Below are 23,658 nucleotides of genomic sequence, written 5' to 3'. Positions count from 1 at the left end.
TGCCTTTTCGGGAGCCCGCGCGGGTTCCCTCAACCGAGTACTGGAGTAGAACATGTTGCGTTGGCTCACGGCCGGAGAATCTCACGGCGAGGCCCTCGTGGGAATCATCGAAGGTGTTCCCGCCGGGGTGGAACTGACCACCGAGATGATTCAACGCGCCCTGGCTCGCCGCCGGCTCGGTTACGGCCGCGGTGCACGCATGAAGTTCGAACAGGACGAGGTCCGTATCCTGGGCGGTGTCCGGCACGGTCTGACCCAGGGTGGGCCCGTGGCCGTCGAGATCGCCAACACCGAATGGCCCAAGTGGCAGGACGTCATGAGCTCCGACCCCGTGGCCGCGGCCACGCTCGAGGGCCGCGCACGTAATGCTCCGCTGACCCGCCCCCGCCCCGGTCACGCCGATCTCACCGGAATGCAGAAGTACGGTTTCGACGAGGCCCGCCCCGTCCTGGAACGCGCCTCCGCTCGCGAAACCGCGACGCGCGTTGCCCTGGGTGTCGTCGCCACGCAAATCCTCGCGGCACTCGGGGTGCGTCTGGTGTCGCACACGACCGCGATCGCCGAGGTCTCGGTTCCCGAGGACGCCCAACTGCCCACCGCGGGTGACGTGGCGGTCCTGGACGCCGATCCGTTGCGCTGCTTCGACAAAACCACCTCGGACGCGATGGTTGCGACCATTGACGATGCCCACAAGGCGGGGGAAACCCTCGGTGGCGTGGTGGAGGTACTGGCGGAGGGGCTGCCCCCGGGATTGGGGTCCTACGTCCATTGGGACCGCCGCCTCGACGCCCGCTTGGCCGGGGCCCTCATGGGCATCCAAGCGATCAAGGGTGTGGAAGTGGGTGACGGTTTCCGCACCGCCGCCCGTCCCGGTACCCGCGCCCACGACGAGACGCTGCCCGGTTCGGATCGCACCGTGCACCGCGTGAGCAACCGCGCCGGCGGCATCGAGGGCGGCATGTCCATCGGGGACCTGCTGCGTGTGCGCGCCGCCATGAAGCCGATCGCGACCGTGCCCCGTGCCCTGCACACCGTGGACGTCGCCACGGGTGAGCCCGCCCGCGCCCACCACCAGCGCTCCGACGTGTGTGCCGTGCCGGCGTCCGGTGTGGTCGCCGAGGCCATGGTGGCCCTCGTGCTGGCCCAAGCCGCGCTGGAGAAGTTCGGCGGCGATTCGATCACGGAGACCGTGCGCAACAAGGATGCCTACATGGCGGCCATTCCGGACCACCTGCGAACCTCCTCCGTCCTGGCCGACCCGTCGGATCTCGCGGCCCTCGATGAGGTGCGCGGGGACCTCACGTGAGCTCCTTGCCCACGCCGTTGATCCTCATTGGACCCATGGCGGCGGGAAAGTCACACCTGGGACATCATTTCGCCAAACGCTACGGCCTGGACTTCGTGGACGCCGACCACGTGATCGAGGCACAGCACGGCCCGATCCCGGCGTTGTTCACGGCGCACGGGCAGCAGCATTTCCGCGAGATCGAGGCCGGGGTGGTCGCCGATCTGCTCGCGGACGCACGCTATCGCAACGCGGTGATCTCGTTGGGCGGGGGTGCCCCCATGACCCCGGCGGTCCAGGATCTGCTGGCCGGTCACACCGTGATCTACCTCGAGGTCGACGAGGCAACGGTTCGCCCTCGGATCACGGGTAACAAGACCCGCCCCATGTTGCAACCGGATCCGCAACGGCGCTGGCGTGAAATTCTGGACGAACGGCGCGAGACCTACGAACGGCTCGCCACGATCCGGCTGGACGGCACGGGGCACCGGCGTATCGGCTCGCTGGTCCAGCAACTGCACAAAGCTTTGAAAGCACTACGAAGGGACGCCACAGCGTGAGCGATTCGGTGACCACCATTCCCGTTCGGGGAGACACCCCCGACAACCGCTACGACGTGCTCGTGGGCAACGGGCTCCTGGGCAGGGTTCCCGAGCTGCTGGGTGAGCGCGTCAAGAAGGTCCTAATCATCCACCCCCGCGCCCTGCGGGCCACCGGTGACCTGGTCCAGCAGGATCTCAAGGAGGCGGGGATCCAGAGCTTCGTGGCCGAGATCCCGGACGCGGAAGAGGGCAAACGCGTTGAGGTCGCGGCCTTCTGCTGGCAGATCATGGGCACCTCGGACTTCACCCGCACGGACGCTGTGGTGACCGTGGGTGGTGGGGCCGTGAGCGACCTCGGTGGTTTCGTGGCCGCCACGTGGCTGCGCGGCGTGCGCGTGATCCACCTGCCCACCACCCTGCTGGGCATGGTCGACGCCGCCGTGGGCGGTAAGACCGGCATCAACACGGCGGAGGGCAAGAACCTGGTCGGTGCTTTCCATCCGCCGGCCGCGGTCGTGTGCGATCTGGATTCGCTGAAGACCCTTCCGGAGAACGAGTATCTGACCGGCATGGCCGAAGTGGTCAAGTGCGGGTTCATCGCGGATCCCGAGATCCTGGACCTCATCGAGGAGAACCCCCAAGCGGTCCGGGATTCGCAGTCGCCCGTGGTGCGTGAGCTCATCGAGCGCGCCATCCGGGTGAAGGCAGAGGTGGTGTCCTCCGACCTCAAGGAATCCGGGCGCCGTGAATTCCTCAACTACGGCCATACGCTCGGTCACGCGATCGAGCACAACGAGCGCTACCAGTGGCGCCACGGCGCCGCGGTCTCGGTGGGGTTGGTGTTCGCCGCCGAACTCGCGCGGGCGGCCGGCACCCTTGCCGACGACGTCGTGGATCGCCACCGCGGCATCCTCGCGTCCCTGGGGTTGCCCGTGACCTATCGCGCGGACCAGTGGCCGCGGTTGCTCGAGGTGATGAAGCGCGACAAGAAGACCCGCGGCAGCCTCCTGCGTTTCGTGGTCCTCGACAGGGCGGGCTCGCCGCGCATCATGGAGGTTCCGGACCCCGCGATCCTTTTTGCGTGTTACCAGGAGATCGCCGAATAACGGCCCGGGGACCGTGGACTGCGCCGGGCGCGATACACTGGTTCGGCTTAACGCCCCCAGAATCTTTGCACTCATGTTTCCGACGAGAAAGTGAATCCGTGGCAACCAGCAACGACATCAAGAACGGCACCATCCTCAAGCTCGACGGGAACCTGTGGCAGACCATCGAGTTCCAGCACGTCAAGCCCGGCAAGGGTGGCGCGTTCGTGCGCACCAAGCTGCGCAACGTGACCAGCGGCAAGGTGGTCGACAAGACCTTCAACGCCGGTGCCAAGGTCGAAACCGCCACGGTGGACCGCAGTGAGTACCAGTACCTGTACCAGGACGGCGAAGACTACGTGTTCATGGACAACTCCACCTACGACCAGATCACGGTTCCCGCCGCTGTCGTGGGTGACGCCGCCAACTTCATGCTGGAAAACCAGAATGTGACCGTGGCCATGTATGAGGGTTCCCCGCTGTACATCGAGATGCCGCCGTCGGTCGTTCTGGAGATCACCTACACCGAGCCTGGCCTGCAGGGCGACCGCTCCACCGGCGGCACCAAGCCCGCCACCGTTGAGACCGACTACCAGATCCAGGTGCCGCTGTTCCTCGAGCAGGGCACCAAGGTCAAGGTCGACACCCGCACCGGCGACTACCTGGGACGCGTCAACGAGTGAGCGGCGCACGCAGTAAAGCCCGCATCCGTGCGGTAGAGATTTTGTTCGAGGCGGAGCAGCGTGACGAGTCCATCCAGGCCGCGCTGAACCGCCGCCGGGACAACAGCACCTCCAAGATCAACCCGTACACGGTGGACATCCTTGAGGGTTTCCACGATCGCGCCGAAGACATCGACGAGTTCCTGGAAACCTACTCCCAGGGATGGACATTGGATCGGATGCCCGCCGTGGACCGTAATGTCCTGCGTGTGGGCGCCTGGGAACTGCTCTACAACGACGAGATCCCGGATGCCGTGGCCGTGTCCGAAGCCGTCGCGGTGGCCAGGGAGCTGTCGACCGACGATTCACCCCGGTTCGTCAACGGCCTTCTCGGACGTTTGCAGAAGGTCAAGCCGTCGCTGCTGGACTGACTTGTGGGCCCCGGTTCGCTCATGCAGGGCGAACCGGGGCCTTTTGCCTGTGATAGCGTCACACCCAGATCGCAACCTTTAAGTCCGTCCCGTGAGGCGGGGAAGGAGGCGGCACGTGAACGTGCCAGAACACGGCGAAGCATTGCCCGCGACCACGTCGCGCGTGATTCTCTCGACAGCCGACATCGACCGGGCCCTGACCCGGATCGCCCACGAGATTCTGGAGTCCAACAAGGGCACCGATAATCTCATCATCTTGGGCATCGCCCGCCGCGGGTACCCGCTGGCTCAGCGCCTGGCCGCCAAGCTCGAACAGACCGACGAGTCCTTCGACGCCCGTTCCGCCACCGGCCAGTTGGACATCACCATGTACCGCGATGATTTGCGCAGGAATCCGGCGCGGACCCCGCAGCCCACCATCATTCCGGACAGCGGGATCGACGGCCGCACCGTGGTCCTCGTGGACGACGTCCTGTTTTCCGGCCGGACCATCCGCGCCGCCCTGGACGCCCTGGTGGACGTTGGTCGCCCCAGGATCGTGCGGTTGGCCGTGTTGGTGGATCGCGGCCACCGCGAACTGCCCATCCGCGCCGATCACGTGGGGAAGAACCTTCCCACCTCCTCCCAGGAGAAGGTGCGGGTGCTGTTGCGCGAATCGGATCCGGGGCAGCGCGAGGAGAACCACGAGGACTGCGTGGTCATCGACGCGCCCGTGGCCTCGGACCCGGACGTCGCCCGCCCGGGGAAGGCAGCGACCTCGTGAAGCACCTGCTCGCCACTGCCGACCTGAGTTACGCGGATGCCCTCAGCATCCTGGACACCGCCGATCAAATGGCCTCCGTGTCCTCACGATCCGTCAAGAAGTTGCCGGCGCTGCGCGGGCGCACCGTGGTCAACCTGTTCTTCGAGGATTCCACCCGCACCCGGATTTCCTTCGAAACCGCCGCCAAGCGGCTCTCGGCGGACGTCATCAACTTTTCCGCCAAGGGCTCGTCGGTGTCCAAGGGTGAATCGCTCAAGGATACCGCCCAGACCCTCATGGCCATGAGTGCCGACGCCGTGGTGATCCGCCACGGCGCCTCCGGCGCCCCCCAGCAGCTCGCGTCGTCTGGTTGGATCGACGCCGCCGTGGTCAACGCGGGTGACGGTAAGCACGAGCACCCCACCCAGGCACTGCTGGACGCCATGACGCTGCGCCGGGTCCGCGCGCGCCGTGAGGACCGCCCCAGCACGGGCATGGACCTGGCGGGTATGCACGTGGTGATCGTGGGGGATGTGCTGCACTCCCGCGTGGCCCGCTCCAACGTGTGGCTGCTGCACACACTGGGCGCGCGCGTGACGTTCGTGGCACCCCCCACTCTGTTACCCGTGGGGATGGATCAGTGGCCGTGCGAGGTCTCCTACGACCTGGACGAGGTGCTCGCCCAACGCCCCGACGCCGTGATGATGCTCCGACTGCAGAGCGAGCGCATGAACGCCGCGTTCTTCCCCAGCGAGCAGGAGTACACGCGGGCGTGGGGGCTGACCCCGGAACGCGTGGCGGCACTGGACGCCACGGACGCGCCCACCGTGATCATGCACCCGGGGCCCATGAATCGTGGCCTGGAAATTTCCTCCGAAGCGGCCGATTCACCGCGCTCCACCGTTCTGGCCCAGGTGGCCAATGGTGTGTCCGTGCGCATGGCCGTGTTGTTCCTGTTGCTCTCGGGAGACGAGAGCAGCCCGTCCCTGACCGACAACTGAAGGTGACATCGTGAGTTCGTTTCTCATCAGTTCCGTGAGTCCCGAGGGCTCGGACCCCGTTGACCTTCTGATCGCGGACGGCACCATTGTGGCCGCGGGCGCGCCCGGCTCGGTGGCCGCCCCCGCGGGCGCCACCGTGGTGGATGCCACCGGCCTGATCGCCCTCCCGGGGCTGGTGGACATGCACACCCACTTGCGCCAGCCCGGCCACGAGGATGCCGAGACGGTGGAGACCGGGACGCGCGCCGCCGCCAAGGGCGGTTACACGGCGGTGTGCGCGATGGCCAACTCCAACCCCGTGGCGGACACCGCCGGCGTGGTGGAGCAGGTCTGGCAGCTGGGCCGGGACGCAGGCTGGGCCGACGTGCATCCCGTGGGTGCCGTGACCGTGGGGTTGGAGGGCAAACAACTCTCCGAGATCCGTGCCATGGCCGAATCCCGCGCACGGGTGCGGATGTTCTCCGACGACGGCAAGTGCGTGCACGATCCCGTGCTCATGCGCCGAGCCCTGGAGTACGTGAAATCCTTCGACGGGCTCGTGGCTCAGCACGCCCAGGAGCCCCGCCTGACCGAGGGCGCCCAAATGAACGAGGGCGTCGTTTCCGCGGAGCTCGGGTTGACCGGGTGGCCGGCCGTTGCGGAGGAAGCCATCATTGCCCGCGACGTTCTGCTGACCCGGCACGTGAACTCCCGGTTGCACATTTGTCACCTCTCCACCAAGGGTTCCGTGGAGATCGTGCGCTGGGCCAAGGAACGCGGCATCAACGTGACCGCCGAGGTCACCCCCCACCACCTGCTGCTCACCGAGGAACTGGTGCGCACCTTCGACCCGGTCTACAAGGTCAACCCCCCGTTGCGCACGAACGAGGACGTCATGGCCCTGCGCGCGGCCGTGGTGGACGGCACCGTTGACGTCATCGGCACCGACCACGCCCCGCACACGTTGGAGGACAAGGAGTCCGAGTGGAGCTGCGCGGCCATGGGGATGACCGGGTTGGAGACCGCGCTGTCGGTGGTGCAGAAAACCCTGGTGGACACCGGAATGATCGACTGGGCCACGGTTGCGAAGATCGCTTCGCGCCGCCCGTCCGAAATCCTGGGGTTGCCGGATCAGGGCGGGGCGCTGGAAGCCGGCGCCGCCGCCAACATCACGCTGTGGGATCCGGCGGGGGAGACCCCCGTCAACCCGCAGACCCACGTGTCCAAGGGGCGCAACAGCCCCTACAGGGGCATGCCGCTGCCCGGGCGCGTGAGCGCCACCTTCTACCGGGGCCACCCGGTGGTCCTGGACGGTCAGCTCACCACACCGCTGCCCGCCTGAGACCCGATCCGACCCACGAAAGGCACCCCGTCCATGTCTGACAAGTTCCTCCCCACGCTCCTCGCGATCCTGATCGTCGTGGTGCTCTTCGCCCTGGTGTGGCGGGGGTGGCGAGGCCGGATTCGACGTCAGTCGGACGTGCCCCGGTTGCCGCAGGCGCCCGCGGACCTCCTTGACCGGCTCGTGACCCGAGCGGACGGCATGTACGTGGTGACCACCTACACCGCCCAGCCGCTCGAGCGGATCGCCATTCACGGCCTGGGGGTGCGCTCCAATGCGGAGGCAATCGTCGCCCGGGACGGTGTGCTTATCAACCGCCAGGGCGCGCCGGACGTTTACATCCCTCGCGAGCAGCTGCGCTCGGTGGCCACCACCTCCGGAATGGTCGGCAAGTTCGTGGAACGTAACGGCCTGGTCGTGTTCACGTGGCAGCTCGGCGACACCGTGGTCGACACGGGTTTCCGCGCGCGCAGCGGCGAGGAATCCCGCGAACTCGAGAACGCGGCGTCGGCGCTCGTGGGCGCCCCCTAAGTTGTGCGACCTTCGCGCCAAGTTTTTGATGAAAAGGAAAGGAGTTCTCTGTGAACTCACACCCCCTTCAACCGTCCGTCCTGGTCCTCGAGGACGGACGCGTGTTCCGCGGTCGTTCCTGGGGAGCCGCCGGCAACACCTTTGGTGAGGCCGTGTTCGCCACGGGAATGACCGGTTACCAGGAAACCCTCACGGATCCCTCCTACGCGGGACAGATCGTCATTCAGACCGCCCCGCACATCGGTAACACGGGCGTCAATGACCAGGACGCCGAATCGCGCAAGATCTGGGTTAACGGCTTCGTGGTGCGCGACCCAGCGCGCAGGGCCTCCAACTGGCGTTCGGAACGCAGCCTGGACGACGAGCTCACCGCTCAGAACATCGTGGGCCTGCAGGGCGTGGACACCCGCGCGCTCACGCGCCACGTGCGGGACAAGGGCGCCATGCGGGCGGGTATCTTCGCCGGGGACGACGCCGCCCGGCCCGTTTCCGAGCTCGTCCAGCTCGTCAAGGACCAGCCCACCATGGAGGGCCAGAGCCTGGCCGAATCGGTCAGCATCGACGAGGCCTACGTGGTGGAACCGGCCGATCACGGCTGGGACGGGCCCGTGAAGCACGAGCTGGCCGCCGTGGACCTGGGTATCAAGGGCATGACCCCCCAGCGCTTTGCCGAGCGCGGCGTACGAGTCCACGTGCTGCCGGCCACCACCACGTTCGATGAGCTCACCGGGCGCCACGTGGACGGGGTGTTCTTCTCCAACGGTCCCGGTGACCCCGCCACCGCGGACCACCAGGTGCAGCTGTTGCGAGAGGTCCTGGACGCCAAGATCCCGTTCTTCGGAATTTGCTTCGGCAATCAGCTGCTGGGCCGTGCGCTGGGCTTCGGCACGTACAAGCTGCCCTTCGGCCACCGCGGCATCAATCAGCCGGTCATGGACCTGACCACCGGCAAGGTGGAGATCACCTCCCAGAACCACGGGTTCGCCGTGGACGCTCCGGTGGGGGAGACCGTCACCGCTCCCGAGCCGCGCTTCGGTTCCGTGACGGTGTCGCACGTGGGACTCAACGACAACGTGGTGGAGGGCATCCGCTGCCTGGATCTGCCGGCCTTCTCGGTGCAGTACCACCCCGAGGCCGCGGCGGGTCCGCATGACGCCGCCTACCTTTTCGACCGCTTTATCGACGTGATGGACCGGGCCGCACAGGGCACCGCGACTCAGGAAGCAGGACAGCACTAATGCCCCGTAGGCAAGATCTGAACAGTGTTCTGGTGATCGGCTCCGGCCCCATCGTGATCGGTCAGGCCGCCGAGTTCGACTACTCCGGTACCCAGGCGTTGCGGGTGCTCAAGGACGAGGGCATCCGGGTGATCCTCGTGAACTCCAACCCCGCGACCATCATGACGGACCCCGAGTTCGCCGATGCCACCTATGTGGAGCCCATCACCCCCGAGGTGGTCGAGAAGATCATCGAGAAGGAACGTCCCGACGCCGTTCTGCCCACCCTGGGTGGCCAGACCGCCCTGAACACCGCGCTGGCACTGGACGCCAACGGCGTGCTGGACAAGTACGACGTCGAACTCATCGGCGCGGACGTCGCGGCCATCAACCTGGGCGAGGACCGCGAGGCGTTCAAGGGTGTGGTGCAGCGCTGCGGCGCGGAATCCGCCCGCTCCGTGATCGTCCACTCGATGCCCGAGGCGCTGGCCGCCGCCGAGACCCTGGGGTACCCCATGGTGGTGCGCCCGTCCTTCACGATGGGCGGTTTGGGCTCGGGTATGGCCTACAACGAGACCGATCTGCATCGCATCGCCGGTGCCGGCATCCAGTACTCGCCCACCTCCGAGGTGCTGCTCGAGGAGTCCATCCTCGGGTGGAAGGAATACGAGCTGGAAATGATGCGCGACGCCAACGACAACGTGGTGGTCGTGTGCTCGATCGAGAACGTGGACCCCGTGGGCGTGCACACCGGTGACTCGATCACCGTTGCGCCCGCGCTGACCCTGACCGATGTGGAGTACCAGCGCATGCGCGACATCGCGATCGCTGTGATCCGTGAGGTGGGCGTGGACACCGGTGGCTGTAACATCCAGTTCGCCGTGGAGCCGGCCACCGGGCGCATCGTGGTCATCGAGATGAACCCGCGCGTGTCCCGTTCCTCCGCGCTGGCCTCCAAGGCCACCGGTTTCCCGATCGCCAAGATCGCCACTAAACTGTCACTGGGGTACACCCTGGACGAAATCCCCAACGACATCACGCAGAAGACCCCGGCGAGCTTCGAACCGACCCTGGACTACGTGGTGGTCAAGGTGCCGCGCTTCGCGTTCGAGAAGTTCCCGGCCGCGGATCCCACGCTGACCACCACCATGAAGTCGGTGGGTGAGGCCATGGCCATCGGCCGCAACTTCACCGAGGCCCTGCAGAAGGCGCTGCGGTCCCTGGAGCAGAAGGGCTCCTCCTTCGACTTCACCAAGCCCGCGGTGGACCCCGGGCCTAACACCGTGGCCCGCTTGGTGGAGCGCACCAAGGAGACCACCACGGAGCGGCTGCGCAACGTGCAGCGAGCGCTGCTGGCCGGTGCCACGATCGAGCAGCTCTTCGACGCCACCGCGATCGACCCGTGGTTCCTGGACCAACTGCAGTTGCTCAACGAAACCGCCGAACTGATCCGCGAGGACCCCGACCTGCGCCCCGAAACGCTGCGCGAGGCCAAACGCCACGGCTTCTCGGACGCCCAGATCGGCGAATTGGCGCACCTGGACGAGTCCGTGGTGCGCGGTATCCGCCACGCCCTGGACATCCGCCCCGTGTTCAAGACCGTTGACACGTGCGCGGCCGAGTTCGAGGCCTTCACGCCCTATCACTATTCGAGCTACGACGACGAGAACGAGATCGCCCCGCACGCGAAGCCGTCGATCATGATTCTCGGCTCGGGCCCCAACCGCATCGGTCAGGGCATCGAATTCGATTACTCGTGCGTGCACGCCTCCATGGTGCTGCGCGAGGCCGGGTACGAGACCGTCATGGTCAACTGCAACCCGGAGACCGTCTCCACCGACTACGACGTGTCCACACGCTTGTACTTCGAACCGCTCACGTTCGAGGACGTCATGGAGGTCGTCGAGGCGGAACGCCGCAGCGGTGGCCTGATGGGCGTGTTCGTGCAACTGGGTGGCCAGACCCCGCTGAAGCTGGCTGCGGACCTGAAGGCCGCCGGCGTGCCCATTCTGGGGACCACCCCCGAGGCCATCGACCTGGCCGAGGACCGCGGGGAGTTCGCCCGTGTGCTGCACCAGGCGGGACTGCGCCAGCCCAAGAACGGCACGGCCGCCACCTTCGAGCAGGCGAGCGCCATCGCCCAGGACATCGGCTACCCCGTGCTCGTGCGCCCTTCGTACGTGCTCGGTGGCCGCGGCATGGAAATCGTCTACGACCAGGATTCGCTGCGCCGTTACCTCGAGAACGCGACCGAGGTCAGCGCCAGCCGTCCCGCGCTGATCGACAAGTTCCTCGAGGACGCCATCGAGATCGACGTGGATGCGCTCTTCGACGGTAAGGAGGTGTACGTGGGCGGTGTGATGGAGCACATCGAGGAGGCCGGTATTCACTCCGGTGACTCCGCGTGTGTTCTCCCGCCGATCACGCTGGGCCCCGAGGTGGTCGAGCGCGTGCGCGAGGCCACCGCGGACATTGCCCGCGGTGTGGGCGTCAACGGCCTGATCAACATCCAGTTCGCCCTGGCCTCGAACATCCTCTACGTGATCGAGGCCAATCCGCGCGCCTCGCGTACCGTTCCGTTCGTGTCCAAGGCAACCGGTGTGCAGTTGGCCAAGGCCGCCGCGCTGCTGGGCACGGGCCGTTCCATTGCCCAGTTGCGCGCCGAGCACGTGCTGCCGTCCACGTACGACGGGGCGGATCTTCCGGTGAACACGCCGGTCGCCGTGAAGGAGGCCGTGCTGCCCTTCGCCCGTTTCCGCACCGCCGAGGGCTCCGTGGTCGATTCCCTGCTGGGCCCCGAAATGCGCTCGACCGGCGAGGTCATGGGCATCGATGGCTACTTCGACACCGCGTTCGCCAAGGCGCAGGCGGCCGTGGGTGGTCCGCTGCCGACCTCGGGACGACTGTTCGTCTCGGTGGCCAACAAGGACAAACGCTCGGCGGTGATTTACGTGAAAATGTTCTCCAACCTGGGCTTCGAGATCGTCTCCACGGGCGGCACCGCGGACGTGCTGCGACGCAACGGCATTGAATCCACCGTGGTCTCCAAGATCACTGACGCCCCTGCGGGCGAGGATTCCGTGGCCGACTGGATCACCGACGGCAAGATCGACCTGATCTTCAACACACCCTCCGGCGGTCAGAAAGCCCGCAGCGACGGCTACCAGATCCGCGCGGCGGCCACATCGATCGGCGTGCCGATCATGACCACGGTGTCCGAACTCGGGGCGGCGTTGCAGGCGATCTCCGCCCAGCGGCAGTTCTCCTGGTCGGTCAACAGCTTGCAGGTCCACGAGAAGAATCTGCGCGACGCCGTCCTCGCCGGGCACACGCATGGCTGAGCACGGGGCGCGTCGAGCGGGTGACGACGCCGCGGCGTTGTCACCCGCCGTGGGGGAACCGCACCGTTCCGGCGCAAGGCGCGAACCCTTCGGTGCGCGGCTGCGCCGCGCCATGACCGACTACGGGCCCCTGTGCGTGGGCATTGACCCCCACCCGCCGTTGCTGGACGCGTGGGGTCTGCCCCACACCGTGGCGGGGTTGGAGAGATTCTCGCTCACCGTGGTCGAGGCGGCGGCCGGGCACGCGGCCACCCTGAAACCGCAGGTGGCCCTGTACGAGGCGTTCGGTTCTGCCGGGCTGGCAGTCCTGGAGCGGGTGCTGCGCGCGTGCCGGGAGGCCGGGGCCTTGACCATCGCGGACGCCAAGCGGGGTGATATCGGTTCCACGATGGCCGCCTACGCCACGGCGTGGCTGTCGGACGATTCACCATTGGCCGCCGATGCCGTGACCCTCAGCCCCTATCTGGGGTTCGAGTCGCTGCGCCCGGCACTGGATCTGGCTCGGCAGACCGGACGTGGCACGTTTGTTTTGGCGCTGACCTCCAATCCCGAGGGCGCCAGCGTGCAGCACGCGGGTGGTGTCGAATCGGTGGCCCAAACAATTCTCCGGGCGGTCCGAGAAGAAAACTCCCACGTCACCGCCGCGAAGCGGGAAAATATTGAGACGAGCATCACGGGGGAGAGGGGGACAGACTCCCCAATCACCAATTGTGACCAAATCGTTACAAATCGGGAGAATGCCCCCTTGGGATCGTGCGGAGTGGTTATCGGTGCCACCGTTTCCGCTGCCCTTTCCGAGCTGCGGATTGACCTGCGCGATTTCAACGGACCCATTCTCTCTCCCGGATATGGCGCCCAGGGGGCTGACGCCACCGCGGTGGCGCGCGTGTTTGACCACGTCAGGGGGAATGTTCTGGCTAATTCATCTCGGGGGGTCCTGCGCCACGGGCCGAACATTTCGGCATTGCGTTCTGCAATGCAACGTTCGGGTGATGAACTTAGCGCCGCGCTTTACGGCTGATTCTTTTCTAATCAAAATCGGTAAAATGCCATTGAAAACCCTGACCAGAGGCTATTCACGGTGTTTACGCCCTAAATAATGTCGGGTACTTTTCCGATAGCGGCTACCCCCCCAGATCCGCTACTGCAGGCGTGTGGGAGCGCACGCAGAGCAACCAGAGGAGAGAGATCCACATGGCATTACGTCCCTTGACAGATGAAGAGCGAGCGCGAGCACGTGAAAAGGCGACAGCGGCGCGAACTGCGCGGGCGGAGGTGAAGAAAGCACTGCGCGAAGGCACCATGACCGTGGCCGAGGTTCTGCAACGCGGTGACAGCGATGAAGCCGTCAGCCGATTGAAAGCCACGGACCTGCTCGAAGCCACCCCCGGAATCGGGAAAGTCCGGTCGGCGGCCATTATGGACCAGATCGGAATTGCGCGAACTCGACGGGTGCGTGGCCTGGGCCAGCACCAGCGGCGCGCCTTGATCGAATACCTTGACCGGTAAGTCGTGGTCCACACCAGCAGGGACATCGGTGAGCGGCGGCACACGGACGTGACCGCGGCTGGTTGATCCCACAGATCGGCCCGTTGGTACAGTGGCGGAACAGGTTCTCACCTGTTCCGCCACTTTCTTGTCCCGGATTCCGGAGGTTGCCGTGCCCATTGAACCAACCGTCACCGTGTTGGCAGGACCCACGGCGGTTGGTAAGGGCACGGTCTCCACCTACATTCGCGATCATTACCCGCAGGTGTGGTTGTCGGTGTCGGCAACCACCCGGGCGCCCCGCCCGGGAGAAGTGGACGGCGTCCATTACTTCTTCGTCTCGGACGCCGAGTTCGACGCCATGGTTGCCGATCACGCCCTGTTGGAATGGGCCGTGGTCCACAACCGCCACCGCTATGGCACGCCCAAGCACAAGGTGGACGAGGCGCTGGCCCAGGGGCGGAGCGTGTTGCTGGAAATCGATTTACAGGGAGCGCGGGAGATCAAACGAACGCTGCCGTCCGCCCAGTTCGTTTTTCTGGCCCCGCCCAGCTGGGATGAAATGGTGGCCCGATTGGTCGGTCGCGGGACCGAAACCCCTGAGCAGCAGCGGGCGCGGCTGGAAACGGCTAAAGTAGAGCTTGCGGCGCAACCCGAATTCGATCACACGGTGATCAATGACCGCGTGGAACGCGCCGCCGCTGAACTTGTAGAGCTCATGGGGTTGCCCGCCCAGGCGCGGGACTGACCGCTGAACACCACGCGCGCAGCCCATACGGCCAGGAGCCTACCCGCCATCAAGAAGTCCATGACAGGAGTCATTCACTCGTGAGCACGAATTACGAAGGCATCGTCAACCCGCCCATCGACCGGTTGCTCGGCAAGACCGATTCCAAGTACGGGCTGGTCATCTTCGGTGCTCGCCGTGCCCGTCAGATCAATGCGTACTACTCGCAATTACACGAGGGCCTGTTCGAGTACGTGGGTCCCCTGGTGGACACCCAGCTCAATGAGAAGCCGCTGTCCATCGCGTTCCGCGAGATCGACGAGGACCTGATCGAGGCCACTGAGGTCGACCACGCGGGGTTCTCCGCCAACGGTCAGCTCGTGACCGAGGAAACAGCATCCGCCGATGTCTTCGGCGGCGACTTCTTCGCCCCCAGCACCGATGACGCCTCGGCACCCATGTTCTCCGACGGCGCCGAGGTGGCCCCGGAAGAGGCCGTCGAGGAGACGGACACCACCCAGACCGAGGAGTCCACCGAACAGTGACGGTGCCAGACGCTTCGGGTGCCCCCGTTCGTTCCCGGTCCGCCGCGCCGTTGCGCGTGGTGTTGGGAGTGGGCGGGGGCATTGCCGCATACAAGGCGGCACTGCTCACGCGGTTGTTCACGGAGGCCGGTCACCGCGTGGTGCCCATGCCCACCGCGGCGGCGTTGGAGTTCGTGGGTGCCCCCACCTGGGAAGCGCTCACCGGTGAACCCGTCTCCACGTGCGTGTTCGATCGTGTGGATACCGTCAACCACGTCGCCCAGGGTCAACACGCCGATCTCGTGGTCGTGGCCCCGGCCACGGCGGACCTGATGGCCAAGATCGCTCACGGTCACGCGGACGACCTGCTGACCACCACGATTCTCGCGTCACGGGCGCCGATCGTGCTGGCACCGGCCATGCACACGGAAATGTGGTTCAACCCCGCCACCCAGCGCAACGTGGCGTTGTTACGCGAGCACGGGCACACAGTGATCGACCCGGACTCGGGCCGGCTGACAGGCCGAGACAGTGGCCCGGGTCGGCTTCCCGAACCCCGGGCCATTTACGACGCCGCGCTGGCCGTTCACGCCCGCGGCGCGGCGGCGTCGTCGGGCCCGCTGGCCGGGCGTCGTGTCCTGGTCACCGCGGGCGGAACCCGCGAACCCCTGGACCCCGTACGCTTCTTGGGCAATCGCTCCTCCGGTAAGCAGGGGATCGCCCTGGCCGAGGCCGCCCGGGACGCAGGCGCCACCGTTGAGCTGATTGTCGGACACGTGGAGACCGGGCTGCCACGTGGCGTGGAGATCTCGCAGATTTCCTCCGCCGTGCAGTTGCACGAGGCTACGCGCACCGCGGCGCAGAACGCGGATGTGGTGATCATGGCCGCCGCCGTTGCGGACTACCGCCCGGTATCGGTCGGTGAGCACAAAATGAAGAAGTCCGAGGACGGCACCAACCCGGTCATCGAACTCACCCGCAACCCGGACATCCTGCGCGGTGTGGTGGAGGACCGCACCGCGAACGCCCGGGAGCAACTCATCGTGGGGTTCGCCGCGGAAACCGGCGATGGCGAGCACTCCGTGCTGGATTTCGGCCGCGTCAAACTCCACCGCAAGGGCTGCGACCTGCTGGTCGTCAACCAGGTGGGCACCTCCAAGGTCTTCGGCCAGGACACCACGGAGGTCACGGTGCTGTCCGCGAAGGGCGCCGAGGACGCCCACGCGTCCGGTTCCAAGGCGGAGGTTGCCCAATTCATCATGGACCGCGTGGGAGTCGAACTGGGACTCCGTTCAGACGGGTAGTCTTGAGCGGTGACCGAATCTAGCCCCCACCTGAGAATTTTCACCTCCGAATCCGTGACGGAGGGACACCCGGACAAAATCTGTGACCAGATCTCGGACTCCATCCTGGACGCCCTGCTCGCCGAGGATCCCGAGTCATCCGTGGCCGTGGAAACCATGGTGACCACCGGCCTGGTGCACGTGGCCGGTGAAGTCAAGACCAGGGCGTACGTGGAGATCCCGCACATTGTGCGCAAATGCCTGTTGGACATCGGATACAACTCGTCCGTGCATGGTTTCGACGGTGAGTTCTGCGGTGTCTCCATCAGCGTGGGTGAGCAGTCCAGCGAAATCCACGAGGGCGTGTATAACTCCCTGGAAAGCCGTTCCGGTGTGGCCAAGGACCCCCGGGACATCCAGGGCGCGGGGGACCAGGGCCTGATGTTCGGCTACGCCTCCGATGAGACCGAGGTGCTCATGCCGGCGCCCATTTCCATCGCGCATCGGTTGTCCGAGCAGCTCACGCGCGTGCGCAAGACCGCCGTGCTCCCCAATCTCCGTCCGGACGGTAAGACTCAAGTGACCCTCGGTTACGACGGTCATACGCCCGTGTCCGTGGAGACCGTGGTCGTGTCCTCGCAGCACGCCGAAGGGTATGACCTGCAGCAGCTGACCTCGGACATTTCCCAGTCCGTGATCGATCCCGTGCTCGCGGATTCGGGTCTGGACCTGTCCCACACCGAGATCATCGTGAATCCGGCGGGTAATTTCGTCCGCGGTGGGCCCGTGGGTGATGCGGGGTTGACCGGCCGCAAAATCATTGTGGACACCTACGGGGGCATGGCCCGCCACGGCGGCGGGGCGTTCTCCGGCAAGGACCCGTCCAAGGTGGACCGTTCGGCAGCCTACGCCATGCGCTGGGTCGCCAAGAACGTGGTCGCCGCGGGCCTTGCGCGCCGCGCGGAGGTCCAGGTCGCGTACGCCATTGGCCAGGCCCGCCCGGTGGGTCTCTACGTGGAGACCTTCGGCACCGAGACCGTGGCTCCGCAGCGCATCGAGAAGGCCATTCTGGAGGTCTTCGATTTGCGTCCGCTGGCCATCATCGAAGACCTGAACCTCAAGCGCCCCGTGTACGCCAAGACGGCGGCGCACGGTCACTTCGGCCGCACGGACCCCGATTTCACCTGGGAGCGCACCGACCGCGTCGAAGCGTTGCGTTCCGCCGCAGGACTGTGAGCGAGCGTTCCGGGTCGGAAGCGGTACCCGGCCCGGACGCTGCCCCGGAGCAACTCTCCCTCGCGGGACTGCCCGACGCGGTTCCCACGCCCGCAGAACCCGAGATCCCCGTGGGGTCCGAGGGACCGGCCCCGGAGAACCCCGTTGCCAAGATCCTGCTGGACGCCTACGTCCCGCATCTGGATCGCCTGTTCGACTACCGGGTCACGGCCGGTCTCGACCAGCACGCGGTGGTCGGTGCCAAGGTCTCCGTGGTGTTCTCCGGCCGGCTCATGACCGGGTGGATCGTGGACCGCGTGGCCGAGACGGAGGTGGCCGGGCGCCTGCTGAGCATCCGCAAAATCCTCAGCCCACTGCCCGTGCTTAAGCCGGCCATCGTGGAGTTGGCGCAGGCGGTGGCCGCCCGGTCGGCCGGAACCGTGTCGGACGTGCTGCGCGTGGCGGTGCCGCCGCGGGTCGCCCGGGTGGACAAGGAAATGCTGGCGCGCATGAAGGCGGCCGCCGCGACGACGGACGATGACCACCCCGAACCGGCGGCGTCGGAGGATGAACCCGCGCCGGTGTCCGTGCCGCGCGAGCCGTGGCGCCACTACCGGGGCGGCCCCGAGTGGCTTGCCGCGGCATCGGAGTCGGCTCCCGCCCGAGCGGTGGTCGAGGTGCTGCCCGCCCCGGAGGATCACGACTGGGCGCTGCTGACGGCCTCGGCCATGGCGGCCAGCTACGAGGCCGGGCACGGTGCGTTGGCCGTGACCCCCGACTACAAGTCCCTGCAACGCCTGGCCGCGGCCCTCGAGAGTCTGGTGGGTTCCGAGCGGGTGGTGCGCCTGCACGCGGACGACGGCCCCACACCGCGCTACCGCGGGTACATGGAGCTCTCGCTGGGCCACAAGCACCTGGCGATCGGGACGCGATCGGCCGCCTACGCGCCCGTGCAGGACCTGCGCCTGGTGTGCTGCCACGACGACGGCGACGCCAGTTACGTGGAACAACGCGCCCCGTACCAGCACACGCGCGATGTGGTGTTGTTGCGCGCCCAGCGGGAGGACACGGCCGCCCTGTTCACCGGGTACAGCGTAAGCCCGGAAGCCCAGCGGCTCATCACGACCGGTTGGGCTGCTCACCTGCGCCCCGAGCGGGCCACCCTCCGGACGTACTCACCGCGGATCGATGCCACCTCGGACTCGTTCAACGTGGCTCGCGACCCCCTGGCCGCGAGGGCGCGGTTGCCGCACGAGGCGTACCGGGTGGCGCAGCGGGCCCTGGCGGAGGGGCCGGTGCTCGTGCAGGTCGCCCGGCGAGGCTACGCGCCGTTCGTGGCGTGTGAACGCTGCCGCGCACCCGCGCGGTGCCGCGCCTGCGGGGGGTCTTTGTCGCTGCGGTCGGGTCGTGAAGCCCCCGTGTGCACGTGGTGCGGTCGTAACGCCCACGGCTGGCAGTGCCAGGAATGCGGTTTCCAGCGCTTGCGGTTGAGCAAGGTGGGGGCCCTGCGCACCGCGGAGGAGCTGGGTCGTGCTTTCCCGCAGGTTCCCGTGATCTCCTCCAGCGCCGAGCACGTCCGGGCGGATGTGGGCTCGGATCCCGCGCTGGTGGTGGCCACCCCCGGTGCCGAGCCGGTGGCCGAGGGCGGTTATGCCGCAGCGCTGCTGTTGGACGGCAACGAGATGTTGGCCCGGCCGTGGCTGCGCGCCGAGGAACAAACCCTGCGTCGCTGGTTCAACGCCGCGGCGCTCGTCCGGCCCTCATCACGGGGCGGGACCGTGGTGGTGACGGCGGACCATGATCGGGCGGTCGGCGCCCTGGTGCGCTGGGACCCCTCGGGTCACGCCTACCGCCAATTGCAGGAGCGCCACGAGCTGGGCCTTCCCCCCGCGGTACGGACCGCCGCCCTCACCGGCCCGCGCGATGCCCTCAGCGCGACCCTGCGCGACCTGGACCTGCCCTCCCGGGTGAACGTGGTGGGCCCCGCTCCCTTGAAGGACCACGTGGGCGGCTGGTCCGACGAGGGCGATCCGGGAACACTCGCGGGCCTCACGACCGGGGACGAACCCCAGTACCGGGCGCTGTTGTTCTTCGGGTTCGGAATCGCCCCGCAGATCACCGCGGCATTACGGGCTGAGAAGGCGCGCGCCTCCGCCCTGCGTGAGCATGCCGTGGTGAACGTGCGCTGCGATATCACCGATCTGTTGTAGCCGGGTCCCCGCCCACCCGCACCTCGGTCTCGACGGCGACCGGGGTTGCGTGTTCCACCGTGCGTGAGACGGTGCAGTACTTGTCGTGGGAGAGTGCCACCAACCGGTCGACCAGCCCGGCGGCCTTGCGCCCGCCCTCGTCATCGGGGAAGGCCAGGCGGAAGGAGAGGTTAACGTCCGTCAACCGAGTTGCGCCGCTGTCCTCCGTGATCTTGTGGCCGCTTGCCTCGACCCGGAAGTCGGTGGGCTCGGTACTGCGGGAGGTCACGGTGTCCACGTCGATGGCGGAGCAGCCCGCAATGGCGGCCAACAGCAGTTCCACCGGTGACAGCAGCCCCTCACCTCGCCCGAAGGCAACCTCGGCGCCGTCCGCGGTGCGGGCAACGTAGCGGTTGGTGGCGGTGCGCAACAGCTCAACGGAGTGCGTGGGGTTCTGATGTTCGCTCATGGGTCCATGATGTCACCCGGTGGTGAGCGCCCGGCCGGGAAGGCCGCGAACCTCAGGGCAGCGGCGGCAGTTTCTTCTCGAACAACCACGCGTGCAGCACCGGCTCCACGGGTGCCGCGTTGACCTCGGAGGCCAGGGCCAAGAACTGGGCCGTCGTCACGTTCCCGCACCGGTTCTGGGCGGTCCACCGCTGCATCATCGTGAAGAATGCTCGCTCACCCACGTGCATCCGGAGCGCATGCAGGGTCAGGGCGCCGCGCACGTACACGCGGTCGTCGAACATTTTCTTGGGGCCGGGGTCCCCGATGACCACTTTCTGCTTGGCATCGGACAGCTCCTTGTGCGCCGCCACCGCGTGGTCGTACGCCGAGCGGCGGCCGGAGGCCTCGGACCACACCCACTCCGCGTAGTGGGCGAACCCTTCATTGAGCCAGATATCGGACCAGGACGCCGGCGTCACCGAGTTACCAAACCACTGGTGTGCCAGCTCATGGGCGATCAGCCGTTCGGACTCCCACGATTCGGTCAGGTGATTGCATCCGAAAATCGACAACGGCTGCGATTCGAGCGGGATCTCCAACTCGTCATCGGTCACGACCACCCCGTAGTGGTCGAACGGGTACGCCCCGAAGTGCTGCTCGAACGCGGCCATCATGGCGTGTTGTTTCGCAAGCACCCGCTGCGCCTGCGACCACAGGTGCTCGCCGCAGGCCAGCGTCAACGGAACCCGTGCGGGGGGATAGGGCCCGGTTTCCACGGGTCCCCGTCGGTACTGACCCATCTGCATGGTGGCCAGGTACGTGGCTACCGGCTCGCGCGACTCCCAGGTCCACTCCGTGCGCTTGCCCCAGGAATTCACCGACACCAGCTCGCCGTTGGAGATCGCGGTGTAGTCGGAGTCCACCAGAACACGCACCCGGAAGGTGGCCTTCTGGCTCGGGTGGTCATTGCACGGGAACCACGTGGCCGCCCCCACCGGCTGCCCGGCGACCAGGACGCCGTCCGAGAGTTCCTCCCACCCGATCTCGCCCCACGCGCCGGAGGCCGGGGACGGGGTTCCCGCATAGTGGATCTCGAGCGTGAGCGACTCGCCCGTGACGAACCCGTCCCGGGCGTGCACCACCAGCTTGGACCTGGACTGTTCGAAGGAGCTCGAGCGGTCGTTGACCAGCACGCGATCCACCGTCAACCCCGCAAGATCCAGGGACAGCGCGGAACAGTTCTCCAGCACCCGGGCCTCCAGCACGGCGTGCGCTCGCAGCGTGTTCGGCAGGATGTCGTAGTCCAGGGCCAGGTCGTAGTGGTTCACGTGCACCGCGGAGCTTCCCGAATGCGGGGTGTAAGAGTCCAGATGGGTCATGGTGGTCCTTCCGGGGCGCGTGGCCCCCGTCAGCCGCGTTGCTGCAGCTCGGTCGCGAGGTGAAGGAGCCGGCGCGCGGAATCCTCCCACGTGTGGGCGCGTACCCGCTGCAAACCCGCCAGAACCCGCGCCCGCGCGAGCTGCGGATCGGTGAGCTCGCGCACCCGGGCGGCGAATGCGGCGTCGTCGTCGGCGGGAGCGTACCCCGCGGCGTCACCGGCCACCTCGCGAAAAATCGGTGTATCCGAACAGACTACGGGAGCCCCGGCCGCGAAGGCCTCGATGAGCGGTAGTCCGTAACCCTCGGCGTGCGAGGCGGTCACGAGTGCCGCGCACGAGGACAGCAGATCCTGGTACTCGGTCTCGGTGACCCCGCGGTGGAAGACCACGTTCTCGCCGGCCCCCGCGAGCGCCCGCAGCTGCGCCTCACGTGCCGGGGAGATCCGGGAGAGCACGTGCAGCGTGTACTCGGGTAAGTGCGCGGCCGCTCGCAGCAGGGTTTCGACGTTCTTGTACGGCAGGAACGAGCCCATGTAGAGCAGGTCCTTGCCGCGCGTGGCGAGCCGGGTGAGCGCCTCGATTTCGGGCACCGCCGCGGACGACGCCGCATTGGGCACCACGCGCACCTCCCGTTTGGTCAGGCGGTGGGCCAGGATCTGCTCCCGAGAGGTCTCGGAGACGGTGACCACGGCATTCGCGCGATTGAGTGCGACCCGCTGCGGCCACCAGGCCTTGTGGTAGGCCCGCCACCCCCATTGGATGGGCAGCGGCAGGTCCGAGGGCGGCTGGGGGTGCTCGTAATAAATGAGGTCGTGGAGCGTGAGGATCAGCTTGTACCGCCGGCCCAGTGAACCCATCGTCTGCATGGGGGAGAAGACCACGTCCGGGCGGTAACGGTTGAGCTGCAGTGAGGTGAGCGCCTCGGCGGGGGACGTGACCGCCGGGCCCGTGAGGTGGGGCAGCTGGGGGACGTGTTCCAGCTGGGCGGGGTCGCTGATCAGCGCGGCCACACGGACCCGGGGCTCATCGCGGGTCAGCTCGGCGAGCGCGCTCAGCAGCTCGGCGCTGTAGCGGCTGATGCCGTCGTGATGATCGGTGCGGATGTAGCGGGCGTCGAAGAGGAATTTCACGGGCGATCCTCACCGGTGGGGTGGTCGTCGCGCTCGCGGCGCTCGTGGCGGGACTGCTGGGCGGCGTGTTCGCGGGCCAGCTGGTGCTGCCGGATGATCGGTGTCATGCCGGTGAGCTGGTCGGGTGTGGACTCGGTGGTGTCGGCCAGCGGTAACTCGTCGTGAGCGGCCATGGGCTCGGGTGCCGGGGCGCTGAGGAAGTCGTCGATGTACTGGGCCGCCAGCACCGGGGCTTCGTAGTGGATCAGGTGACCCGTGTCCGGGATGATTTCCAGGCGGTGGCTGCGGATCCACGAGGCCATGGTTTGTTGGGATGCCACGGACCCCAGATCGTCCTGCGCGCCCACGATCAGCAGCGTGGGCATGCTCAGTTGCATGGCCACCTCGGCCACGGTGCGGGAAATGGAGGCCTGGTAGGCCTGGTGGAGCACGTCCCGGTTCGCGAAGGTCGAGAAGTAGGACTCGTGCTGCCGTAACGCGTACTTCTTGACCTCGGGGTCCTGGGACTTGACCATCACGTCGGTCATGAGTTTCACCACGGCCCGGGATGAGAGGATCTTGGTTCCCAGGGCGCGGGGCAGAGACTTCCCCACGCCGTAGTAGAGCTCCGTGAGCCGCGTGAGTTTCTTGTGCTCACCGGCCAGGGCGGGCTCGGAAATGGGGTTGATGAGCACCAGCCGGTGCACCATGGCCGGGAAATCCACCGCAAAGTGCGAGGCGATGATTGATCCGAAGGAATGACCGGCCACGATGATTCCGTTCTCCCCGTCCGGGGACACGGCGCCGTCGGTCAGTGCCGTGATGAACTGCTGGGCGAACTCCACGTAGGAGGGGATCGAGTGTTCCCGATCCGGAAAGGGTTCGGAGCGGCCGAAGCCCGGCAGGTCCGGAACCACCACGTGGTACTTCTCACGCAGCTCGGTGGCGATCAGTTGCAGACCGTGGTGATCCCCGCGGAAGCCGTGGAACATGACGATCAGGGGTTTGCGCGTCTTGTCCGCGTCGTAAAACCAGTATCTGACCTTGTATCCGTCCAGTTGAACGCTGCGGCGTTCGGCGTACGGATTATCCACGGTGACCTCCAAGTCATGGGCTAGCGGCGCGTCCATGGTAAC

Annotated in this window: 22 protein-coding genes; 18 read left to right on the top strand and 4 right to left on the bottom strand. The window is 66.9% G+C overall.

The window, feature by feature from the left end:
• Nucleotides 1-52 precede the first annotated feature (52 nt).
• The 18 genes from aroC to AC3ENJ_RS02260 all read left to right on the top strand — a co-directional run bounded on the left by aroC (nt 53) and on the right by AC3ENJ_RS02260 (nt 19,605).
• Entirely contained in the window at nt 53-1,306 is a 1,254-nt protein-coding gene (gene aroC / locus AC3ENJ_RS02345) for a chorismate synthase (RefSeq protein WP_190780446.1), read from the top strand.
• Nucleotides 1,303-1,845: a shikimate kinase gene (locus AC3ENJ_RS02340; RefSeq protein ID WP_190780445.1), complete on the top strand. Its 543-nt coding sequence runs from the start codon at nt 1,303-1,305 to the stop codon at nt 1,843-1,845. Before aroC ends, AC3ENJ_RS02340 begins: the two co-directional genes overlap by 4 nt.
• Nucleotides 1,842-2,933: a 3-dehydroquinate synthase gene (gene aroB, locus AC3ENJ_RS02335; RefSeq protein WP_190780444.1), complete on the top strand. Its 1,092-nt coding sequence runs from the start codon at nt 1,842-1,844 to the stop codon at nt 2,931-2,933. The genes AC3ENJ_RS02340 and aroB overlap by 4 nt, the downstream gene beginning before the upstream one ends.
• Before the next feature lie 98 nt (nt 2,934-3,031).
• Nucleotides 3,032-3,595 carry an elongation factor P gene (gene efp / locus AC3ENJ_RS02330; RefSeq protein WP_190780443.1) on the top strand — a complete coding sequence of 188 codons (564 nt, stop codon included), beginning with the start codon at nt 3,032-3,034 and terminating at the stop codon, nt 3,593-3,595.
• On the top strand, nt 3,592-4,005 hold the full coding sequence (nusB, locus tag AC3ENJ_RS02325) for a transcription antitermination factor NusB (RefSeq protein ID WP_190780442.1): 414 nt from the start codon (nt 3,592-3,594) through the stop codon (nt 4,003-4,005). Before efp ends, nusB begins: the two co-directional genes overlap by 4 nt.
• A 115-nt stretch (nt 4,006-4,120) precedes the next feature.
• Nucleotides 4,121-4,768 (top strand): bifunctional pyr operon transcriptional regulator/uracil phosphoribosyltransferase PyrR, encoded by a 648-nt coding sequence (gene pyrR / locus AC3ENJ_RS02320; protein WP_431812931.1) that lies wholly within the window; start codon nt 4,121-4,123, stop codon nt 4,766-4,768.
• The gene (locus AC3ENJ_RS02315) at nt 4,765-5,748 is read left to right on the top strand and encodes an aspartate carbamoyltransferase catalytic subunit (RefSeq protein ID WP_190807572.1); all 984 of its coding nucleotides are present in this window, start codon (nt 4,765-4,767) and stop codon (nt 5,746-5,748) included. The genes pyrR and AC3ENJ_RS02315 overlap by 4 nt, the downstream gene beginning before the upstream one ends.
• Before the next feature lie 10 nt (nt 5,749-5,758).
• On the top strand, nt 5,759-7,069 hold the full coding sequence (locus AC3ENJ_RS02310; RefSeq protein ID WP_190807571.1) for a dihydroorotase: 1,311 nt from the start codon (nt 5,759-5,761) through the stop codon (nt 7,067-7,069).
• A gap of 33 nt (nt 7,070-7,102) precedes the next feature.
• A complete protein-coding gene (locus tag AC3ENJ_RS02305) occupies nt 7,103-7,600 on the top strand; it encodes a PH-like domain-containing protein (protein ID WP_190807570.1) in 498 nt (165 codons plus the stop codon).
• Nucleotides 7,601-7,650: 50 nt separating this feature from the next.
• Nucleotides 7,651-8,838, top strand: a complete 1,188-nt coding sequence (gene carA, locus AC3ENJ_RS02300; protein WP_190807569.1) for a glutamine-hydrolyzing carbamoyl-phosphate synthase small subunit — start codon at nt 7,651-7,653, stop codon at nt 8,836-8,838.
• Entirely contained in the window at nt 8,838-12,158 is a 3,321-nt protein-coding gene (gene carB / locus AC3ENJ_RS02295) for a carbamoyl-phosphate synthase large subunit (RefSeq protein WP_431812930.1), read from the top strand. Before carA ends, carB begins: the two co-directional genes overlap by 1 nt.
• The gene (gene pyrF / locus AC3ENJ_RS02290; protein ID WP_431812929.1) at nt 12,151-13,179 is read left to right on the top strand and encodes an orotidine-5'-phosphate decarboxylase; all 1,029 of its coding nucleotides are present in this window, start codon (nt 12,151-12,153) and stop codon (nt 13,177-13,179) included. Before carB ends, pyrF begins: the two co-directional genes overlap by 8 nt.
• Before the next feature lie 173 nt (nt 13,180-13,352).
• Nucleotides 13,353-13,667, top strand: a complete 315-nt coding sequence (gene mihF, locus AC3ENJ_RS02285; RefSeq protein WP_431812928.1) for an integration host factor, actinobacterial type — start codon at nt 13,353-13,355, stop codon at nt 13,665-13,667.
• A gap of 151 nt (nt 13,668-13,818) precedes the next feature.
• Nucleotides 13,819-14,394, top strand: coding sequence for a guanylate kinase (gmk, locus tag AC3ENJ_RS02280; protein WP_431812927.1), 576 nt, complete (start codon nt 13,819-13,821; stop codon nt 14,392-14,394).
• 80 nt (nt 14,395-14,474) lie between these two features.
• Entirely contained in the window at nt 14,475-14,918 is a 444-nt protein-coding gene (rpoZ, locus tag AC3ENJ_RS02275) for a DNA-directed RNA polymerase subunit omega (RefSeq protein ID WP_190780433.1), read from the top strand.
• Nucleotides 14,915-16,201 carry a bifunctional phosphopantothenoylcysteine decarboxylase/phosphopantothenate--cysteine ligase CoaBC gene (coaBC, locus tag AC3ENJ_RS02270; RefSeq protein WP_431812926.1) on the top strand — a complete coding sequence of 429 codons (1,287 nt, stop codon included), beginning with the start codon at nt 14,915-14,917 and terminating at the stop codon, nt 16,199-16,201. The genes rpoZ and coaBC overlap by 4 nt, the downstream gene beginning before the upstream one ends.
• A 9-nt stretch (nt 16,202-16,210) precedes the next feature.
• Nucleotides 16,211-17,416 carry a methionine adenosyltransferase gene (gene metK, locus AC3ENJ_RS02265; protein ID WP_190780432.1) on the top strand — a complete coding sequence of 402 codons (1,206 nt, stop codon included), beginning with the start codon at nt 16,211-16,213 and terminating at the stop codon, nt 17,414-17,416.
• Complete coding sequence (locus AC3ENJ_RS02260) at nt 17,413-19,605, top strand: primosomal protein N' family DNA-binding protein (protein WP_431812925.1); 2,193 nt, start codon at nt 17,413-17,415, stop codon at nt 19,603-19,605. Before metK ends, AC3ENJ_RS02260 begins: the two co-directional genes overlap by 4 nt.
• Here AC3ENJ_RS02260 and AC3ENJ_RS02255 read toward each other — a convergent pair.
• The 4 genes from AC3ENJ_RS02255 to AC3ENJ_RS02240 are packed head-to-tail and all read right to left on the bottom strand — an operon-like array spanning nt 19,589 to nt 23,652.
• Nucleotides 19,589-20,053 carry an OsmC family protein gene (locus AC3ENJ_RS02255; RefSeq protein WP_431812924.1) on the bottom strand — a complete coding sequence of 155 codons (465 nt, stop codon included), beginning with the start codon at nt 20,051-20,053 and terminating at the stop codon, nt 19,589-19,591. The two genes, AC3ENJ_RS02260 and AC3ENJ_RS02255, sit on opposite strands and share 17 nt — an antisense overlap.
• Before the next feature lie 52 nt (nt 20,054-20,105).
• Nucleotides 20,106-21,413 (bottom strand): M1 family metallopeptidase, encoded by a 1,308-nt coding sequence (locus tag AC3ENJ_RS02250; RefSeq protein WP_431812923.1) that lies wholly within the window; start codon nt 21,411-21,413, stop codon nt 20,106-20,108.
• 29 nt (nt 21,414-21,442) lie between these two features.
• Entirely contained in the window at nt 21,443-22,543 is a 1,101-nt protein-coding gene (locus AC3ENJ_RS02245; RefSeq protein WP_431812922.1) for a glycosyltransferase family 4 protein, read from the bottom strand.
• Nucleotides 22,540-23,652, bottom strand: a complete 1,113-nt coding sequence (locus AC3ENJ_RS02240; RefSeq protein WP_223842050.1) for an alpha/beta fold hydrolase — start codon at nt 23,650-23,652, stop codon at nt 22,540-22,542. Before AC3ENJ_RS02240 ends, AC3ENJ_RS02245 begins: the two co-directional genes overlap by 4 nt.
• Nucleotides 23,653-23,658 lie beyond the last annotated feature (6 nt).

Source organism: Kocuria sp. cx-455 (assembly GCF_057707085.1).
This window is presented reverse-complemented; position numbering and strand designations above follow the sequence as displayed.